Here is an 18,527-nt window from a genome sequence, read left to right on the forward strand (position 1 = left end):
CCGGATCGGAGGCCTGTGGTGAGCAACAGAAGGCGACCAGCGATCCTGGTCCTGGAGGACGGGCGGACCTTCCGCGGCGAGTCGTACGGCAGCGTCGGGGAGACCTTCGGCGAGGCGGTCTTCAACACCGGGATGACCGGCTACCAGGAGACGCTCACCGACCCGTCGTACCACCGGCAGGTGGTGGTGCAGACCGCGCCGCACATCGGCAACACCGGGGTCAACCACGAGGACGACGAGTCCGGCCGGATCTGGGTCGCCGGCTACGTGGTCCGGGACCCGGCCCGGGTCGGCTCGAACTGGCGGGCCACCGGCGGTCTGGAGGACCGGCTCGCCAGCGAGGGTGTGGTCGGGATCAGCGGGGTCGACACCCGCGCCCTGACCCGGCACCTGCGGGACCGCGGCGCGATGCGGGTCGGGGTCTCCAGCCTCGACGTCGACCCGGCGGCGCTGCTGGCCCGGGTACGCGAGGCGCCGAAGATGGTCGGCGCGGACCTGTCGGCCGAGGTGAGCACGGCGAAGCCGTACACGGTCGAGGCCGAGGGGGAGCACCGGTTCACCGTCGCCGCCCTGGACCTCGGCATCAAGCGGAACGTCCCGCGCCGGCTCGCCGCACGCGGCGTCACGACCCACGTGCTGCCGGCGAACTCCAGCATCGACGACCTGGTCGCCACCGGCGCGGACGCGGTCTTCTTCTCGCCCGGTCCCGGTGACCCGGCCACCGCCGACCACCCGGTCGGGCTGGCCCGGGAGGTGATGCGGCGGCAGATCCCGCTCTTCGGCATCTGCTTCGGCAGCCAGATCCTCGGCCGCGCGCTCGGCTTCGGCACCTACAAGCTGGGGTACGGCCACCGCGGCATCAACCAGCCGGTGCTGGACCGGACCACCGGCAAGGTCGAGGTGACCAGCCACAACCACGGCTTCGCGGTCGAGGTGCCGGGCGCCGGTGCGGGGCTGGTGGTGCCGGACCAGGTGATCGACACCGACTTCGGCGGGGTCGAGGTCAGCCACGTCTGCCTCAACGACAACGTGGTCGAGGGCCTGCGGGCCAAGGACGTGCCGGCGTTCACCGTGCAGTACCACCCCGAGGCGGCGGCCGGCCCGCATGACGCGGACTACCTGTTCGACCGTTTCGTGGAACTTGTGGAACGAAGGGGCCAACGCGGCGCCGAACTGATCGAAGGCGGCAAGCATGCCTAAGCGGAGCGACCTGAAGCACGTGATGGTGATCGGCTCCGGCCCGATCGTCATCGGGCAGGCCTGCGAGTTCGACTACTCCGGCACCCAGGCCTGCCGGGTGCTGCGCAGCGAGGGGCTGCGGGTCAGCCTGGTCAACTCCAACCCGGCGACCATCATGACCGACCCGGAGTTCGCCGACGCGACGTACGTCGAGCCGATCACCCCGGAGTTCGTCGAGCTGGTCATCGCCAAGGAACGCCCGGACGCGCTGCTGCCCACGCTCGGTGGGCAGACCGCGCTGAACACCGCGGTCGCGCTGCACGAGTCCGGGGTGCTCGCCAAGTACGGCGTGGAGCTGATCGGCGCGGACATCGACGCGATCCGCCGGGGCGAGGACCGCCAGCTGTTCAAGGAGATCGTCGCCCGGGCCGGCGGCGAGACCCCGCGCAGCCGGGTATGCCACTCGATGGACGAGGTCCGGGAGACCGTGGCCGAGCTGGGCCTGCCGGTGGTGATCCGGCCGTCGTTCACGATGGGCGGCCTCGGTTCCGGGATGGCGCACACCGACGAGGACCTGGAGCGGATCGCCGGCGCCGGTCTGGCCGAGAGCCCGGTGCACGAGGTCCTCATCGAGGAGAGTGTGCTCGGCTGGAAGGAGTACGAGCTCGAGCTGATGCGGGACCGCAACGACAACGTCGTGGTGGTCTGCTCGATCGAGAACGTCGACCCGATGGGTGTGCACACGGGCGACAGCGTCACGGTCGCCCCGGCGATGACCCTCACCGACCGGGAGTACCAGCGACTGCGTGACCTCGGCATCGCGGTGCTCCGCGAGGTCGGCGTGGACACCGGCGGCTGCAACATCCAGTTCGCGGTGAACCCGCGCGACGGCCGGCTGGTCGTGATCGAGATGAACCCCCGGGTCTCCCGGTCGTCCGCGCTGGCCTCCAAGGCGACCGGCTTCCCGATCGCGAAGATCGCCGCCAAGCTTGCCATCGGCTACACCCTGGACGAGATCCCGAACGACATCACCCTGCAGACCCCGGCGGCGTTCGAGCCGACCCTGGACTACGTGGTGGTGAAGATCCCCCGGTTCGCCTTCGAGAAGTTCCCGGCCGCCGACCGGGAACTGACCACCACGATGAAGTCGGTCGGTGAGGCGATGAGCCTGGGCCGCAACTTCACCGAGGCGTTGAACAAGGCGATGCGCTCGATGGAGACGAAGGAGGCCGGCTTCTGGACGACGCCGGACCCCGACGGCGTCACCCTGGAGCGCACCCTGGCCGCGTTGGCCACCCCGCACGACGGGCGGCTCTACACGCTGGAGCGGGCACTGCGGCTCGGCGCCTCGGTGGCCGAGGTGTCGGCCGCCTCCGGCGGCATCGACCCGTGGTTCGTCGACCAGATCGCCGGCCTGGTCGAGTTGCGCGCCGAGATCGTCGGCGCGGCCGTCCTCGACGAGGAACTGCTGCGCCGGGCGAAGCGGGCCGGGATCTCCGACCGGCAGCTCGCCGTGCTCCGCCCGGAACTCGCCGCCGAGGACGGGGTCCGGACCCTGCGGCACCGGCTCGGGCTGCGCCCGGTCTACAAGACCGTGGACACCTGCGCCGCCGAGTTCGCCGCCGGTACGCCGTACCACTACAGCAGCTACGACGACGAGACCGAGGTGACCGGGTCGGACCGGCCGAAGGTGCTGATCCTCGGCTCCGGACCGAACCGGATCGGACAGGGCATCGAGTTCGACTACTCGTGCGTGCACGCCGTACAGGCGCTGCGAAGCGCCGGGTACGAGACGGTGATGGTCAACTGCAACCCGGAGACCGTCTCCACCGACTACGACACCGCCGACCGGCTCTACTTCGAGCCGCTCACCTTCGAGGACGTGCTGGAGGTCTGGCACGCCGAGGACAGCTCCGGGAAGGCGGCCGGCGGGCCGGGCGTGATCGGGGTGGTCGTCCAGCTCGGCGGGCAGACCCCGCTCGGGCTGGCCCAGCGGCTCAAGGACGCCGGGGTGCCGATCGTCGGCACCTCGCCGGAGTCGATCCACCTGGCCGAGGACCGGGGCGCGTTCGGCGCGCTGCTCGACGCGGCCGGGCTGCGCTCGCCGGCGCACGGCACCGCCACCTCGTACGAGGAGGCGCGGGCGATCGCCGAGGAGATCGGCTACCCGGTGCTGGTCCGGCCCTCGTACGTGCTCGGCGGCCGGGGCATGGAGATCGTCTACGACGACCCGACGCTGCGCGACTACATCGCCCGGGCCACCGACATCTCGCCGGACCACCCGGTCCTGGTCGACCGGTTCCTCGACGACGCGATCGAGATCGACGTGGACGCGCTCTGCGACGCCGACGGTGAGGTCTACATCGGCGGCGTGATGGAGCACATCGAGGAGGCCGGCATCCACTCCGGCGACTCGTCCTGCGCGCTGCCGCCGATCACCCTGGCCAGCTCCCACCTGGCGGCGGTCCGCCGCTACACGGTGGAGATCGCCCGCGGTGTCGGGGTACGCGGTCTGCTGAACGTCCAGTACGCGCTCAAGGACGACGTCCTCTACGTCCTGGAGGCCAATCCCCGGGCCTCCCGGACCGTGCCGTTCGTCTCGAAGGCGACCGCCGTGCCGTTGGCCAAGGCGGCGGCCCGGATCATGCTCGGCGCCACGGTCGCCGAGCTGCGGGCCGAGCGGTTGCTGCCGCCGACCGGGGACGGTGGTTCACTGCCGGTCGACGCGCCGGTCGCGGTGAAGGAGGCGGTGCTGCCGTTCAAGCGGTTCCGTACCCCGACCGGCAAGGGCATCGACTCGCTGCTCGGACCGGAGATGAAGTCGACCGGCGAGGTGATGGGGATCGACACCGCCTTCGGGCACGCCTTCGCCAAGTCGCAGGCGGCGGTCTACGGTTCGCTGCCGACCCGGGGCAAGGTCTTCGTCTCCGTCGCGAACCGCGACAAGCGGGGGATGATCTTCCCGATCAAGCGTCTCGCCGACCTCGGCTTCGAGATCGTCGCCACGGTCGGCACCGGTGAGGTGCTGCGCCGGTACGGCATCTCCTGCGAGCTGATCCGCAAGCACTACGAGGAGGACGGCGACGGCCCGGACGCGGTGTCGCTGATCGCGGCCGGCGAGGTCGGGTTGGTGATCAACACTCCGCAGGGTTCGGGGGCCAGCGCCCGGTCCGACGGGTACGAGATCCGCAGTGCGGCGGTCGGCGCCGACGTCCCGTGCATCACCACCGTGCCGGGTGCGGCGGCGGCGGTGATGGGGATCGAGGCCCTGATCCGGGGCGACATGACGGTCCGACCGCTGCAGCAGCTGCACGCGGTGCTGCGGGCCGGCGAGTGACCGCGCCGACCACCACGCCCGGCGGCCCGGCCGGTGCGGCGCCGACCCTGTTCGACCGGGTCGTCCGGCCGGCGCTGTTCCGGATCGGCGGCGGGGACGCCGAGGCGGCGCACGAGTGGACGCTGCGCCGGCTCGCCGGGGTCTCCCGGCGGCCGGCGCTGTTGGCCGCGCTCCGGGCCCGGTACGCGGTGCACGCCCCGCGTACCGTCTTCGGGCTCGACTTCCCCAACCCGGTCGGGTTGGCCGCCGGAATGGACAAGGACGGCCGGGCGCTGCCTGCCTGGCCGGCCCTCGGCTTCGGTTTCGTCGAGGTCGGCACGGTCACCGCGCACGCGCAACCGGGAAACCCCCGGCCCCGGCTGTTCCGGTTGCCGAGCAGCGGCGCCGTGATCAACCGGATGGGTTTCAACAACGCCGGCGCGGCGGCGCTGGCCGCCCGGCTGGCCGTCCTGGACCGGCCGCTGGGGGTGCCGCTGGGCATCTCGCTCGGCAAGTCCAAGGTGACCCCGATCGAGGAGGCGGTCGAGGACTACCTCGCCTCCTACCGGGCGCTGTACGCCTACGGCGACTACTTCGCGGTCAACGTGTCGTCGCCGAACACGCCGGGGCTGCGGACCCTGCAGGACCGGTCGCACCTGGACGCGCTGCTGACCGCCCTGGTGGGGGAGAAGCCGGTGCTGGTGAAGATCGCACCGGACCTGACCGACGCGGCGGTCGCCGAGCTGCTGGAGGTCTGCCTGGACCGGGGCGCGGCCGGGGTGATCGCCACCAACACCACGCTGGCACGGGACGGGCTGGCCCCGGTCGACCTGCCCCGGGCCGGCGAGGCGGGCGGGCTCTCCGGCCGACCACTGACCGCCCGGGCCCGACAGGTGGTCTCGTTCGTGCACCGGGAGACCGGGGGACGGCTGCCGGTGATCGGGGTCGGCGGCATCCTCGACCCGGCCGACGGCACCGCCCTGCTGGACGCCGGCGCCGAGCTGGTGCAGCTCTACACCGGGTTCGTCTACCGCGGGCCGGGGCTGGTCCGCGGACTCGCCAGGGCGGCGCGGAACTGACCACGGAAGGCGGACGGCGATGGGCGTGGAGACGGTGGCGCCGGGCCGGGCGGGCATGACGCCCGAGGAGATCGTCATCGTCGCGGCGGACCGGGCGCACGTCTGGCACCCGTACGCCCCGATGCCGGCCCGTACCGACCCGTACGTGGTGGACAGCGCGGCCGGGGTACGGCTGCGCCTGGCCGACGGCCGGGAACTGGTCGACGGGATGTCGTCGTGGTGGGCGGCGATCCACGGCTACCGGCATCCGGCGCTGGACGCGGCGGTCACCGACCAGCTGGGCCGGATGAGCCACGTCATGTTCGGCGGGCTCACCCACGAGCCGGCGGTCGAACTGGCCCGGACCCTGGTCGAGATCACCCCGTCCGGTCTGGAGCACGTCTTCCTCTGCGACTCCGGCTCGGTCGGGGTCGAGGTCGCGGTCAAGATGGCGTTGCAGTACCAGCGGGGCCGGGGTCGACCGGGGCGGCACCGGCTGGCCACCTGGCGGGGCGGCTACCACGGCGACACGTTCCACCCGATGAGCGTCTGTGACCCGGTGGGCGGGATGCACTCGCTCTGGACCGGCGTGCTGCCCCGGCAGGTCTTCGCCGACCTGCCCCCCGCCGGCTTCGACGCCCCGGTCGACGAGGCGTACGCGGCGTCCCTGGTGGACGCGGTGCGGCGGCACGCCGACGAGATCGCCGCGGTGATCGTCGAGCCGGTGGTGCAGGGGGCCGGCGGGATGCGTTTCCACAATCCGGCCTACCTGCGGGTGCTGCGCGAGGTCACCGCCGCGCACGACATCGTGCTGATCTTCGACGAGATCGCCACCGGGTTCGGCCGGACCGGTGAGCTCTTCGCGGCGGACCACGCCGGGGTGACGCCGGACGTCCTCTGCGTCGGCAAGGCGCTCACCGGCGGTTATCTGAGCATGGCCGCCACGCTCTGCACCCCGGCGATTGCCGACGGCATCTCGGCGACCGGCGTGCTCGCCCACGGCCCGACGTTCATGGGCAACCCGCTCGCCTGCGCGGCCGCAAACGCCTCCATCGGGCTGCTACGGGCCGGAAACTGGGCAGGGGAGGTGTCCAGGGTGCGGGCGGGGCTGGAAGCCGGTCTGACGCCGTTGCGGGCCGCTGCCGGGGTCGCGGACGTCCGGGTGCTGGGCGCGATCGGAGTGGTGCAGCTCGACCACGAGGTCGACATGGTGGCGGCGACCGCCGCTGCGGTTGCGCACGGGGTGTGGCTGCGGCCGTTCCGGGACCTGATCTACACGATGCCGCCGTACGTCACCGACGACGAGGACCTGGCCCGGATCTGTACGGCGATCGGCGCCGCCGCCGCGGCCGGCTGACGGGTCGCCATCCGGGCGGCCCGGGGGAGAGGAGAAGACGATGGAGACCTTCGGCAGCCGGTTGCACCGGGCCATGGCGGAGCGGGGACCACTCTGCGTGGGCATCGATCCCCACCCGGCCCTGTTGGCCCGGTGGGGCCTCTCGGACGACCTGGCCGGGCTGACCCGGTTCAGCCGGACCGTGGTCGACGCGCTCGGCGACCGGGTCGCGGTGGTCAAGCCGCAGTCCGCGTTCTTCGAGCGGTTCGGGTCGCAGGGACTCGCGGTACTTGAGTCAATTATCCGACAGTTGCGGACCGCCGGTGCCCTCGTTCTGCTCGACGTCAAGCGCGGCGACATCGGCTCGACGGTCGCCGCGTACGCCGACGCGTACCTTGATCCATCGAGTCCTCTCCATGTCGACGCGGTGACCGCGAGCCCGTTCCTGGGGGTCGGCGCGCTCGCTCCGATGTTCGACGCGGCGCGCGCGCACGGCGGCGGCGTTTTTGTGCTCGCGCTCACCTCGAACCCGGAGGGCGCGAGCGTGCAGCGCGCCCGCAGTGCGGACGGCCGGACCGTGGCGCAGACCGTCATCGACGAGATTTCCCAGCTCAACGAGGGTGCGCAGCCGCTGGGCAGCTTCGGTCTCGTGGTCGGCGCCACGATCGGGGAGACCGGCCACGACCTGTCCAAGGTCAATGGGCCACTGCTCGCGCCGGGCCTCGGCGCGCAGGGCGGACGGGCCGCCGACCTGCGTACGGTCTTCGGCGACGAGCTCTCCACGGTGCTCCCGTCGTACTCCCGGGAGGTGCTCGGCGCGGGCCCGGATCCGGCCGCGTTGCGGGCCGCGGCGGACCGTGTTCTGGTCGACTGCCGGTCCGCGCTGACCGCCGCCGGTCAGTGATCTTGTGGTCACGCTGACATGATCATGGCGCGCCCACGTTGCCGAAAGCTCCGTTGACCGCTAGTTTTCCCGGCGCTGGGAACCACGTACCCCTTTGGTTCCCAGGCACACCACGTTTCACAGATGCGGCGGTGCGTTCCGCCCGTCGCGATAGGGACCTGAGGAGAACTGGTGCCGCTCCCCCAACTGAGCCCCGAGCAGCGTGCCGCCGCGCTGGAAAAGGCTGCGGAGATCCGCAAAGCCCGTGCCAAGCTCAAGGAAGAGCTGAAGCAGGGCAAGACCACCCTGGCCGCCGTCCTCGACCGGGCGGAGGCGGACGATGTCGTCGGCAAGCTGAAGGTCTCCGCCGTCCTTCAGGCGATGCCGGGAATCGGCAAGATCCGGGCTACCCAGATCATGGAGAAGCTCAAGATTGCCGACAGCCGTCGCCTGCGTGGCCTCGGTGAGCAGCAGCGCAAGGCACTGCTTGGAGAGTTCTCGGCGAACTAGTTCCAGTCGCCGTGTAGAAACAAGCAGTGAGTACGCATGACGATGTCCGCCAGTCGGCTCGTCTCACGGTCCTTGCCGGCCCCTCCGGGGTCGGCAAGGACAGCGTGACGGAACTTGTCCGGACGCGATCGCCGGGGCTGTGGCGATCGGTCCCGCTGACCACCCGCCCCCGTCGGGAACACGAGATCGACGGCGTGCACCACCGTTTCGTCGACCGGGCGGAATTCGCCCGTCTGCTCGATGACGGACAGTTGCTGGAGTGGTCGGAAATAGGCGTCCACCGCTACGGTACGCCGAGCGGTCCGGTACGGATGCGGCTCTCCGCCGGCCGCCCGGTGCTGCTGACGATCGACATCCGAGGTGCCCGCCAGGTCCGGGCGGCGATGCCGGAGGCCCGGTTGGTGTACCTCGCCCCGCCGGGAGTCGACGTCCGCGCCGTTGGTCGGGAATTCGACGTAACGGTCGTCAACCACGTCATCGAGCGGGCCGCCGACGAACTGGTAGGCTTGCTCGGTTCGTGCCACTTGACGTCGAGCTGACGCAACGTTGAACGGACCCCGAACTTCAGCACCACCGAACTTCAGGACACCGAACGTCAGAACGACCGCACTCCCGCACGACCGCTCTCCAGAACGACTCCGACCTGACCGCCCTCGGGTGGTCGCGCAGACACAGAGGTTTCTCCCGTGGGATCCATCGCCAGTCCCGAAGGCATCACCAACCCGCCGATCGACGAGCTGCTCGAGAAGACCACCTCCAAGTACGCCCTGGTGATCTTCGCCGCCAAGCGGGCCCGCCAGGTCAACGCCTACTACAGCCAGCTCGGCGAGGGCCTGCTGGAGTACGTCGGCCCGCTGGTGGAGACCACCCCGCAGGAGAAGCCGCTGTCGATCGCGATGCGGGAGATCAACGCGGGTCTGCTCACCGCAGAGCCGACCGACCAGCCGTAGCGGCGGCCGGGACGTCGGAGATGACCTCGGTCGTACTCGGGGTCGGCGGTGGGATCGCCGCCTACAAGGCGTGCGAACTGCTGCGGCTGTTCACCGAGTCGGGCCACCGGGTCCGGGTCGTGCCGACCGCCGCCGCGCTGCGGTTCGTCGGGGCCCCGACCTGGGCGGCGCTGAGCGGGCAGCCGGTCGCCGACGACGTCTGGGCCGACGTGCAGGAGGTGCCGCACGTCCGCCTCGGTCAGGGCGCCGACCTGGTGGTCGTGGCCCCGGCCACGGCCGACCTGATGGCCCGGGCCGCGCACGGTCTCGCCGACGACCTGCTGACCAACACCCTGCTCACCGCCCGCTGCCCGGTGGTGCTCGCGCCGGCGATGCACACCGAGATGTGGGAGCACCCGGCCACCGTGGAGAACGTGGCGACCCTGCGTCGGCGTGGCGTTCTGGTGCTCGAACCGGCGACCGGCCGGCTGACCGGGGTGGACACCGGCAAGGGCCGGCTGCCCGACCCGGCCGAGATCTTCGCGGTCGCCCGCCGGGTGTTGGCCCGGGGAGTGGACGCCCCCCTGGACCTGGCCGGTCGACGGGTGGTGGTCACCGCCGGCGGCACCCGCGAGCCGTTGGACCCGGTGCGGTTCCTCGGCAACCGGTCGTCCGGCAAGCAGGGTTACGCGTTCGCCCGTACCGCGCTGGCCCGGGGAGCCCGGGTCACCCTGATCGCCGCGAACGTTTCCCTGCCGGATCCGGCCGGCGCGGACGTGGTCCGGGTCGGCACCACCGAGGAGCTGCGCAAGGCGACCCTCGAGGCGGCCGAGACGGCCGACGCGGTGGTGATGGCGGCGGCGCCGGCGGACTTCCGGCCGGCGACGTACGCCTCCGATAAGATCAAGAAGTCGGACCGGGGCGACACGCTCACCGTCGAGCTGGTGGCCAACCCCGACATCGCCGCCGAGCTCGGCGAGCGTCGACGGCCGGAGCAGGTACTGGTCGCCTTCGCCGCCGAGACCAGTGACGCCGAGGCCAACGCCCGGGGCAAGCTGGCCCGGAAGAAGGCCGACCTGATCGTCGTCAACGAGGTCGGGCCGGACAAGGTCTTCGGGGCCGACACCAATACGGCGGTCGTACTGGGCGCTGACGGGTCGACGACAGCTTTTTCCGAGCAATCCAAGGAAGATCTCGCCGATGCCGTCTGGGATCTGGTAACAACGCGCTTAACCGGATCGTCACGTCGCGGCGCGACGTTGTAGTGCACTGGTCAGGGCGGCGGGTGACTAAACTGCCGCGAAACGTGTATTCGAGCCTTTTAGGAGCACCGTGGTACGCCGCCTGTTCACATCCGAGTCGGTCACGGAAGGCCACCCGGACAAGATCGCTGACCAGATCAGCGACGGAATCCTCGACGCGCTGCTGGACCAGGACCCGCGTAGCCGGGTCGCGGTCGAAACGCTCATCACCACCGGCCAGGTGCACGTCGCGGGCGAGGTGACCACAAAGGCGTACGCCGACATTCCGGCGATCGTCCGGGAGACGATCCTCGGCATCGGCTACGACTCGTCGAAGAAGGGTTTCGACGGGGCCTCCTGCGGGGTCAGTGTCTCGATCGGCTCCCAGTCGCCGGACATCGCCCAGGGTGTGGACAGCGCCCTGGAGCTGCGCTCCGGCTCGTCGGAGAGTGCGCTGGACGCGCAGGGTGCCGGTGACCAGGGGATGATGTTCGGCTTCGCCTGCTCGGAGACGCCCGAGCTGATGCCGCTGCCGATCGCGCTGGCGCACCGGCTGGCCCGCCGGCTGGCCGCCACCCGCAAGGACGGCACGATCCCGTACCTGCGCCCGGACGGCAAGACCCAGGTCACCATCGAGTACGACGGCCTGCGCCCGGTCCGGCTGGACACGGTGGTGGTCTCCAGCCAGCACGCCGCCGACATCTCGCTGGAGTCGCTGCTCACCCCGGACATCCGTGAGCACGTCATCGAGCCGGAGCTGGAGGAACTGGGCCTGCAGGTCGAGGGCTACCGGCTGCTGGTGAACCCGACCGGCCGGTTCGAGATCGGCGGCCCGATGGGCGACGCCGGGCTGACCGGTCGGAAGATCATTGTCGACACCTACGGCGGGTACGCCCGGCACGGCGGCGGCGCCTTCTCCGGCAAGGACCCGTCGAAGGTGGACCGGTCGGCGGCGTACGCGACCCGCTGGGTGGCGAAGAACGTGGTCGCGGCCGGGCTCGCCGAGCGCTGCGAGGTGCAGGTCGCGTACGCGATCGGCAAGGCACACCCGGTCAGCCTCTTCATCGAGACCTTCGGCACCGAGAACGTCCCGGTCGACCGGATCGAGCACGCCGTGCGTGAGGTCTTCGACCTGCGCCCCGCCGCGATCATCCGGGACCTGCACCTACTCCGCCCGATCTACCGGCAGACCGCGGCGTACGGCCACTTCGGCCGTGAGCTGCCCGACCTGACCTGGGAGAGCACGGACCGCGCCGCCGACCTCAAGTCGGCCGCGGGAGCCTGACCAGCGGCAAGCGCAGCGACCGGCAGCCCGCCAGCGGGCTGCCGGTCGCTCGCGTCTGTGTGGATGTGCCGCTGGCCCACCTCGACCGGCTCTTCGACTACCTGGTGCCGGAGGAACTGTCCGCGCAGGCCCGGCCCGGCACCCGGGTCCGGGTCCGGTTCGCCGGCCAGCTGGTGGACGGCTGGCTGATCGAGCGCGCCGACGTGTCGGCGCACGACGGCCGGCTGAGCTATCTCGAGCGGCTGGTCTCCCCGGAGCCGGTACTGACCCCGGAGGTCGCCCGGTTGGCCCGGGCGGTCGCCGACCGGTACGCCGGCAACCTCGCCGACGTCCTACGACTGGCGGTGCCGCCGCGGCACGCCCGGGTGGAACGCGAGGCGCCGGATCCCGGTCCCGCCGCTGCCGCCGGGGACGTCGCCGACGTTCCTGACGCGCCGGCGGTCGACGGTGGGCCGGTGTCCGGCGGCGCTGCCGCGGTCGATGCCGGTGCCAGCGAGCCCGGTGGGCCGGTGGGCGGGGCGGTTGCCGACGTGACCGCCGGCGTCGGGGAGCCGGGTGGGCCGGTGGGCGTCGGGGAGTCCGGTGGCGACGGGGCGGGCTGGCGGAACTATCCGGCCGGCCCGGGGTTCCTGCGCGCCCTCGCCGACGGGCGGGCCCCACGGGCGGTGTGGAACGCCCTGCCCGGCGAGGCGTGGGCGGAACGGTTCGCGGAGGCCGCCGCAGCCACCGTGGGCAGCGGGCGGGGCGTGGTCGCCGTGGTCGCCGACGCGCGCGACCTCGGACGACTCGACGCCGCGCTGACCCGACACCTCGGTCCCGGCCGGCACGTCACGCTCTCCGCGGCGCTCGGCCCGGCCCGGCGGTACCGGGCCTTCCTGGCCGCCTGCCGAGGCGGGGTGCCGGTGGTCATCGGGACCCGGGCGGCGATGTTCGCCCCGGTCGCGGACCTCGGACTGGTGGCGATCTGGGACGACGGGGACGATCTGCACGCCGAGCCGAGGGCACCGTACCCGCACGCCCGGGAGGTGCTGCTGACCCGTGCCCAGCTCGGCAACGCCGCCGCCCTGGTGGCCGGGCACGCCCGGACGGTGGAGGGGCAACTGCTGGTGGAGACCGGATGGGCGAGGGAGATCGTCGCCGACCGGTCGACCCTGCGGTCCCGTACGCCCCGGGTGACGCCGACCGGGGACGATCCGCAGCTGGCCCGCGACCCCGCCGCCGCATCCGCCCGTCTGCCCAGTCTCGCCTGGGAGGCGGCCCGGACGGCGTTGAAGGCCGACACCCCGGTCCTGGTCCAGGTGCCCCGACGCGGTTACCTGCCGTCGGTGGCCTGCGCCGAGTGCCGTGCGCCGGCCCGGTGTCCGCACTGCGCCGGTCCGCTCGGACTGCGGTCGGCGGGTGCGCCCCCCGCCTGCCGGTGGTGCGCCCGGGTCGCCGCCGGGTACGCCTGTCCGCACTGCGGAGGTCGGCGGCTGCGGGCGGCGGTGGTGGGCGCCCGACGTACCGCCGAGGAACTCGGCCGGGCGTTCCCCGGAGTGCCGGTGCGGACCTCGGGCCGGGAGGAGGTGTTGGACGCGGTACCCGGCGGCGCCGGTCTGGTGATCTCCACCCCGGGTGCCGAGCCGGTCGCCGCGGGCGGCTTCGGTGCCGTCCTGCTGCTCGACTCCTGGGCGTTGCTCACCCGGGCCGACCTGCGGGCCGGGGAGGAGGCGTTGCGGCGTTGGCTGGCGGCGGCGGCGCTGGCCCGGCCCGGTCCGGCCGGTGGCCGGGTGGTGGTGGTCGCCGACGGCGGGCTGGCGCCGGTGCAGGCGCTGCTGCGCTGGGATCCGGTCTGGTTCGCCGCCCGCGAGCTGACCGAACGACGTGAGCTGGGCTTCCCGCCAGCGGCCCGGATGGCGAGTCTGACCGGTACGGCACCGGCGGTGGCGGAGTTGCTCGAGGCGGCCCGGCTGCCCGAGGGGGCGGAACTGCTCGGTCCGGTGCCGGCCGGCGAAGGGCAGGAACGGATGCTGGTCCGGGTGCCCCGGTCCCGCGCCGCCGCCCTCGCCGCCGCGTTGCACACCGCGGCGGCGGTGCGTACGGCCCGGAAGGCGAACCAGCCGGTACGCGTCCAGGTCGACCCGAACGCCATCTTCTGACCGGCTGTCATCCCGGAGCCGGCGTCGTCGCCGACCCCCCGGGGTCCGAATCAGGTTCACCTGTTGCGAGATCTCCCTCACGGAGAGTTGTTTTCTCTGTGGGTGATCCGGGGTATCCGAGGGGGGACGGACTTGGTGTCCGACCGGATGGCCAGGATACGGGTGATACCATCGCCCCTCATGCTGCGCGCGGGGTTGCGTAACGGTGAGTGATCGCGCCGGTTCGGCGCTCAAGCTATTGATCTTGACGAGCCCGGGATCAGGAGTGGGTAGGTCGTGACCGGTCGGCAGTCGATCGTCCTGAATGGCGATCTTGGTAGCGGCAAGAGCACCGTTTCGATCGAACTCGCCAAGCGGCTGGGCCTGCGGCGGGTGAGTGTCGGTGATCTCTACCGGGAAATGGCACAACAGCGGCAGATGACCGCGCTGCAGCTCAACCTGCACGCGGAACTCGACCAGGCGGTCGACGGCTACGTCGACCAACTCCAGCAGGACATCGCCGACTCCGGTGAACAGTTGATCGTCGACAGCCGGCTCGCCTGGCACTTCTTCAAACACGCTCTCAAGATCCACATGATCACCGAGCCGACCGAGGCGGCCCGCCGGGTCCTCGCCCGGCCGTCCGGCCCGGCCGAGAGCTACTCCTCGATCGAGGAGGCGAGGGACAAACTCCAGGAGCGCAGCGACAGCGAACGGAACCGCTTCCTCGTCCGGTACGGCGTCGACAAGGCGAAGCTGCGCAACTACGACCTGATCTGCGACACCACCAAGGCGTCCGCGCTCGAGGTGGTGGAGCACGTCATCGCCGCGTACGACGGCACCTTCGGCCAGGAGATCCTCCGCGAGTCGCCCCCGCTGCTGCTGCTCGACCCAAGCCGGATCTACCCCACCGTGGAGATCCAGTCGCTGCGCGGCCTCTGGGACTCCGACGAGTTCGTCACCCAGGTCGGGCAGGCCGGCGAGGAGGCCCTCGAGCCGCTGAGCATCGGGTACACCGGCGAGCGGTTCTTCGTGGTCGACGGCCACCGACGGCTCAGCGCGGCGCTCCGCAACGGCTTCAAACTGGTCCCCGGTCGGCTGGTCGCCGAGTGCGACGAGACCGTGGTCGGTGGACTCAGCGCGATCGACTACTTCCGGGCCGAGGTCGGGCTGAGCGTGATCTACGACTGGGACGCCGCCCACGGCACCCAGCTGCCGCTTCCCGAGCACATCCTGGACCGTACCGACACCGTACTGGCCGGCGACCCCGGCTGCCCCTCGGCGTAGCCCGGAGCCGCTCCCTCGGCGTGACCGGGCGCGCCGGCGGTCGTACCCGGATCTCCAGGCCGGGGTCGCGCGGCCCGGAGCCGCGGTCCCGGCGGTCGCCGCCTGGCGTCGGGCGGTGACCTGGTCACCGCCGTCCCGCCCGTAGACTGGTACGGCACCGCCGTTTTCCGCCACCCGTGAAGGAGCCACCCCGCGTGACCGTCCAGCCCATCCGTCTCTTCGGCGACCCGGTGCTGCGCACCCCGGCCGAACCGGTCGTCGACTTCGACGTTGAGCTGCGCAAGCTGGTCGCCGACCTGACCGACACGATGCGCGAGCAGAACGGCGCCGGGCTCGCCGCGCCGCAGCTCGGCGTCGGCCTGCGGGTCTTCACCTTCGACGTCGACGACGTGGTCGGGCACCTGGTCAACCCGGTACTGCACTTCCCGGACGAGGAGGAACAGGACGGCCAGGAAGGCTGTCTCTCCATCCCCGGGCTGTACTTCGACACCAAACGCCGGCTCAACGTGATCGCCAAGGGCTTCAACGAGCACGGCGACCCGCTGCAGATCGTCGGCACCGGCCTGATGGCCCGCTGTGTGCAGCACGAGACCGACCACCTCGACGGGGTCCTCTTCCTGGACCGGCTGGACCCGGAGGCGCGCAAGGAGGCGATGAAGGCCATCCGGCAGGCCGACTGGTACGACGAGGCCGCGCCGCCGGTGGTCAAGGTGAGCCCGCACGACGCCCCGCCCGGCCGGCGCCAGTCGCTGGCCAGCCGGTTCGGGCTCGGCTCCGACCGCTCGGCGAACCCGTTCGGCCTGGGTCGGTGACGACGGAGTGCGTCTGATCTTCGCCGGTACGCCGGCGGTCGCCCTACCCGCACTGGACGCGATCGCCGCCTCGTCGCACGAGCTGCTGGCCGTCGTCACCCGACCCGACGCGCCGGCGGGGCGGGGGCGGGGACTGGTCCGCTCCCCGGTAGGCACCTGGGCCGACGAGCGCGGCATCGAGGTACTGACCCCGGCCCGCCCCCGGGAGCCGGAGTTCCTCGACCGGCTGCGTGACCTCGCACCGGACTGCGTCCCGGTGGTCGCCTACGGGGCCCTGGTGCCGCCGGTCGCCCTGGCGATCCCCACCCACGGTTGGGTCAACCTGCACTTCTCACTTCTTCCGGCGTGGCGCGGGGCGGCACCCGTGCAGCATGCGGTGCTGCACGGTGACCAACTCACCGGGGCGAGCGTCTTCCAGCTCGAGGAAGGGCTGGACACCGGCCCGGTTTTCGGCACCCTGACCGAGGAGATCCGGCCCACCGACACCTCCGGCGACCTGCTGGAGCGGCTGGCCGCGGCCGGGGCGGGGCTGCTCGTCGCCGTCCTCGACGCGATCGGGCGGGGCACCGCCGAGGCGGTGCCGCAGCCCGCCGAGGGCGTGTCGGTGGCACCCAAACTCACCGCCACCGACGGTCAGGTCCGCTGGACCGACCCGGCTTTCGCCGTCGACCGGCGGATCCGGGCGGCGACGCCGGCACCAGGGGCGTGGACCCTGTTCCGGGATGCCCGGGTCAAGCTCGGCCCAGCCCGGCCGGTTGCCGACGGACCCGAACTCAAACCCGGCGAACTGCTGGTGGAACGTACCCGGGTACTCGTCGGGACGGCGACCACCCCGGTCGTCCTGGGCGAGGTCCGGGCTGCCGGCAAGAAAGCCATGCCGGCCCCGGACTGGGCACGTGGGCTGCGGGTGGCGGCCGGAGAGCGATTCGAGTGAGCGAGGACAGCGGACGGATGCGGACAGTCGGCGGTAACCAGGGCGACGACCGGCGCCGGTCCGACCGGGATCGGGGCCCTGCGGCCCGGGGCGGCGCCGACCGGAGTCGCGGCGTCGACCGCGGCCGGTCCGACCGGGACGGCCGGGACCGGAGCCGCGGGGACGGTCGGGACGGTCGGGACCGGGCCGGGCGGGCACCCCGCCCCGGGCGTCTCGCCGTCGACCTGCCCCGGCACGCGGCGTACGAGGCGATCGAGGCGGTGCACCGGGACGACGCGTACGCGAACCTCGTCCTGCCCGGCATCCTGCGGGACCGACGGCTGCACGGCCGGGACGCGGCGTTCGCCACCGAGCTGACGTACGGCACCCTGCGGCTGCGGGGCACCCTCGACGCGATCCTGTCGGCCGCGGCCGGCCGGGACGTCGCCCGGATCGACCCGCAACCCCGGGACGCCCTGCGGCTCGGCGCCTACCAACTGCTGTACACCAGGGTCCCGGCGCACGCGGCGGTCTCCTCGACCGTCGACCTGGTGCGCTCGCTGGCCCCGGGCGCGGCCGGGTTCGCCAACGCGGTGCTGCGGGAGGTCGCCGGCAAGGACGCCGACACCTGGCTGACCGAATTGGCGCCCTCCTACGACACCGACCCGATCGGGCACCTCGCGGTCACCTACAGCCATCCCGAGTGGATCGTGCGGGCGTTCAGCGAGGCACTCGGTGGCGACCTCGGCGAGACGACCCGGCTGCTGATCGAGGACAACCAGCCCCCGTCGGTGCACCTCTGCGTCCGGCCCGGGCGGGCCGACGCGGTCAAGGTGGCCGAGCAGGTGGACGGCGCCCCGGGGGCGTTCTCCCCGTACGCGGTCTACCTCTCCGGCGGTGGCGCGCCGGGCGAGCTGACCGCGGTGCAGGACGGCCGGGCCCACGTCCAGGACGAGGGGTCCCAGCTTGTCGCCGCCGCGCTGGTCGCCGCCGAGCTGGACGGTCCGGACGAGCGTTGGCTCGACCTGTGCGCCGGCCCGGGTGGCAAGTCCGGGCTGCTCGGCGCGATGGCGGCGATGCGGGGCGCGAAGCTGACCGCGGTGGAGGTCGCCGAGCACCGGGCCCGGCTGGTCGAGCAGGCGACCCGGGGACTGCCGGTCACCGTGCTGCACACCGACGGCCGGACCGTCGGCAGCGATTCCGACCTGCCGGAGCAGGCGTTCGACCGGGTCCTCGTCGACGCGCCGTGCACCGGTCTCGGCGCGCTGCGCCGCCGGCCGGAGTCCCGCTGGCGCCGCCAACCCTCCGACCTGCCGGCGCTGACCCGGCTGCAGCGGGAACTGCTCGGCGCCGCGCTGCGGGCGGTACGCCCCGGCGGGGTGGTCGGCTACGTGACCTGCTCGCCGCACGTGGTGGAGACCCACGTCTCGGTCACCGAGGCGGCCCGACGTTCCGGGGTACCGGCCGACTTCGTCGACGCCCGGCCGCTGCTGCCGGCCGGCATGCCGGGTCTGGGTGACGGCCCGACGGTGCAGTTGTGGCCGCACCGGCACGGCACCGACGCGATGTTCCTCGCCGTACTCCGTCGCAACTGAGCCGTCCCCCGTCGCAGCCGGGTCGCCGTACTCCCGGTTCGACGACCGGCCCGGACGGCTGTCCGT

General features: G+C 72.4%; 14 protein-coding genes and 1 pseudogene. All 15 read left to right on the forward strand.

Going from position 1 to position 18,527, the window contains the following annotated elements; genetic code table 11:
- Positions 1–15: 15 nt before the first annotated feature.
- Complete coding sequence (gene carA, locus ABGB21_RS20115; RefSeq protein ID WP_347655058.1) at positions 16–1,200, forward strand: glutamine-hydrolyzing carbamoyl-phosphate synthase small subunit; 1,185 nt, start codon at positions 16–18, stop codon at positions 1,198–1,200.
- Positions 1,193–4,516 (forward strand): carbamoyl-phosphate synthase large subunit, encoded by a 3,324-nt coding sequence (carB, locus tag ABGB21_RS20120; protein WP_347678952.1) that lies wholly within the window; start codon positions 1,193–1,195, stop codon positions 4,514–4,516. Before carA ends, carB begins: the two co-directional genes overlap by 8 nt.
- A gap of 47 nt (positions 4,517–4,563) precedes the next feature.
- A complete protein-coding gene (locus ABGB21_RS20125; protein ID WP_347655133.1) occupies positions 4,564–5,574 on the forward strand; it encodes a quinone-dependent dihydroorotate dehydrogenase in 1,011 nt (336 codons plus the stop codon).
- A 55-nt stretch (positions 5,575–5,629) separates the two neighbouring features.
- Positions 5,630–6,910 carry an adenosylmethionine--8-amino-7-oxononanoate transaminase gene (locus ABGB21_RS20130; RefSeq protein ID WP_347679036.1) on the forward strand — a complete coding sequence of 427 codons (1,281 nt, stop codon included), beginning with the start codon at positions 5,630–5,632 and terminating at the stop codon, positions 6,908–6,910.
- 40 nt (positions 6,911–6,950) lie between these two features.
- A complete protein-coding gene (gene pyrF / locus ABGB21_RS20135; protein WP_347678954.1) occupies positions 6,951–7,793 on the forward strand; it encodes an orotidine-5'-phosphate decarboxylase in 843 nt (280 codons plus the stop codon).
- Between the two features lie 171 nt (positions 7,794–7,964).
- On the forward strand, positions 7,965–8,282 hold the full coding sequence (gene mihF / locus ABGB21_RS20140; RefSeq protein ID WP_331216915.1) for an integration host factor, actinobacterial type: 318 nt from the start codon (positions 7,965–7,967) through the stop codon (positions 8,280–8,282).
- A gap of 26 nt (positions 8,283–8,308) precedes the next feature.
- Positions 8,309–8,821: a guanylate kinase gene (locus tag ABGB21_RS20145; RefSeq protein WP_347678956.1), complete on the forward strand. Its 513-nt coding sequence runs from the start codon at positions 8,309–8,311 to the stop codon at positions 8,819–8,821.
- 147 nt (positions 8,822–8,968) lie between these two features.
- Entirely contained in the window at positions 8,969–9,232 is a 264-nt protein-coding gene (gene rpoZ / locus ABGB21_RS20150) for a DNA-directed RNA polymerase subunit omega (protein ID WP_101366725.1), read from the forward strand.
- Between the two features lie 20 nt (positions 9,233–9,252).
- Positions 9,253–10,476 carry a bifunctional phosphopantothenoylcysteine decarboxylase/phosphopantothenate--cysteine ligase CoaBC gene (coaBC, locus tag ABGB21_RS20155; protein WP_347678958.1) on the forward strand — a complete coding sequence of 408 codons (1,224 nt, stop codon included), beginning with the start codon at positions 9,253–9,255 and terminating at the stop codon, positions 10,474–10,476.
- A gap of 67 nt (positions 10,477–10,543) precedes the next feature.
- A complete protein-coding gene (metK, locus tag ABGB21_RS20160) occupies positions 10,544–11,737 on the forward strand; it encodes a methionine adenosyltransferase (protein WP_347655053.1) in 1,194 nt (397 codons plus the stop codon).
- A 59-nt stretch (positions 11,738–11,796) separates the two neighbouring features.
- On the forward strand, positions 11,797–13,875 hold the full coding sequence (locus ABGB21_RS20165; RefSeq protein ID WP_347678960.1) for a primosomal protein N': 2,079 nt from the start codon (positions 11,797–11,799) through the stop codon (positions 13,873–13,875).
- 276 nt (positions 13,876–14,151) lie between these two features.
- Entirely contained in the window at positions 14,152–15,141 is a 990-nt protein-coding gene (locus tag ABGB21_RS20170; protein WP_347655051.1) for an AAA family ATPase, read from the forward strand.
- 194 nt (positions 15,142–15,335) lie between these two features.
- Positions 15,336–15,863: pseudogene (def, locus tag ABGB21_RS20175) on the forward strand (peptide deformylase); the annotation flags it as partial.
- Between the two features lie 97 nt (positions 15,864–15,960).
- A complete protein-coding gene (fmt, locus tag ABGB21_RS20180) occupies positions 15,961–16,887 on the forward strand; it encodes a methionyl-tRNA formyltransferase (RefSeq protein WP_347678962.1) in 927 nt (308 codons plus the stop codon).
- A gap of 17 nt (positions 16,888–16,904) precedes the next feature.
- Positions 16,905–18,461, forward strand: a complete 1,557-nt coding sequence (locus tag ABGB21_RS20185) for a transcription antitermination factor NusB (RefSeq protein WP_347655049.1) — start codon at positions 16,905–16,907, stop codon at positions 18,459–18,461.
- Positions 18,462–18,527 lie beyond the last annotated feature (66 nt).

This window comes from Plantactinospora sp. B24E8 (assembly GCF_039871735.1).
Classification (GTDB): domain Bacteria; phylum Actinomycetota; class Actinomycetes; order Mycobacteriales; family Micromonosporaceae; genus Plantactinospora.

Bases quoted from the DNA above. Each gene is read 5' to 3' on its own strand.
- carB (WP_347678952.1), top strand. From the start codon at position 1,193: ATGCCTAAGCGGAGCGACCTGAAGCACGTGATGGTGATCGGCTCCGGC.
- coaBC (WP_347678958.1), top strand. From the start codon at position 9,253: ATGACCTCGGTCGTACTCGGGGTCGGCGGTGGGATCGCCGCCTACAAG.
- ABGB21_RS20130 (WP_347679036.1), top strand. From the start codon at position 5,630: ATGACGCCCGAGGAGATCGTCATCGTCGCGGCGGACCGGGCGCACGTC.
- ABGB21_RS20185 (WP_347655049.1), top strand. From the start codon at position 16,905: ATGCGGACAGTCGGCGGTAACCAGGGCGACGACCGGCGCCGGTCCGAC.
- pyrF (WP_347678954.1), top strand. From the start codon at position 6,951: ATGGAGACCTTCGGCAGCCGGTTGCACCGGGCCATGGCGGAGCGGGGA.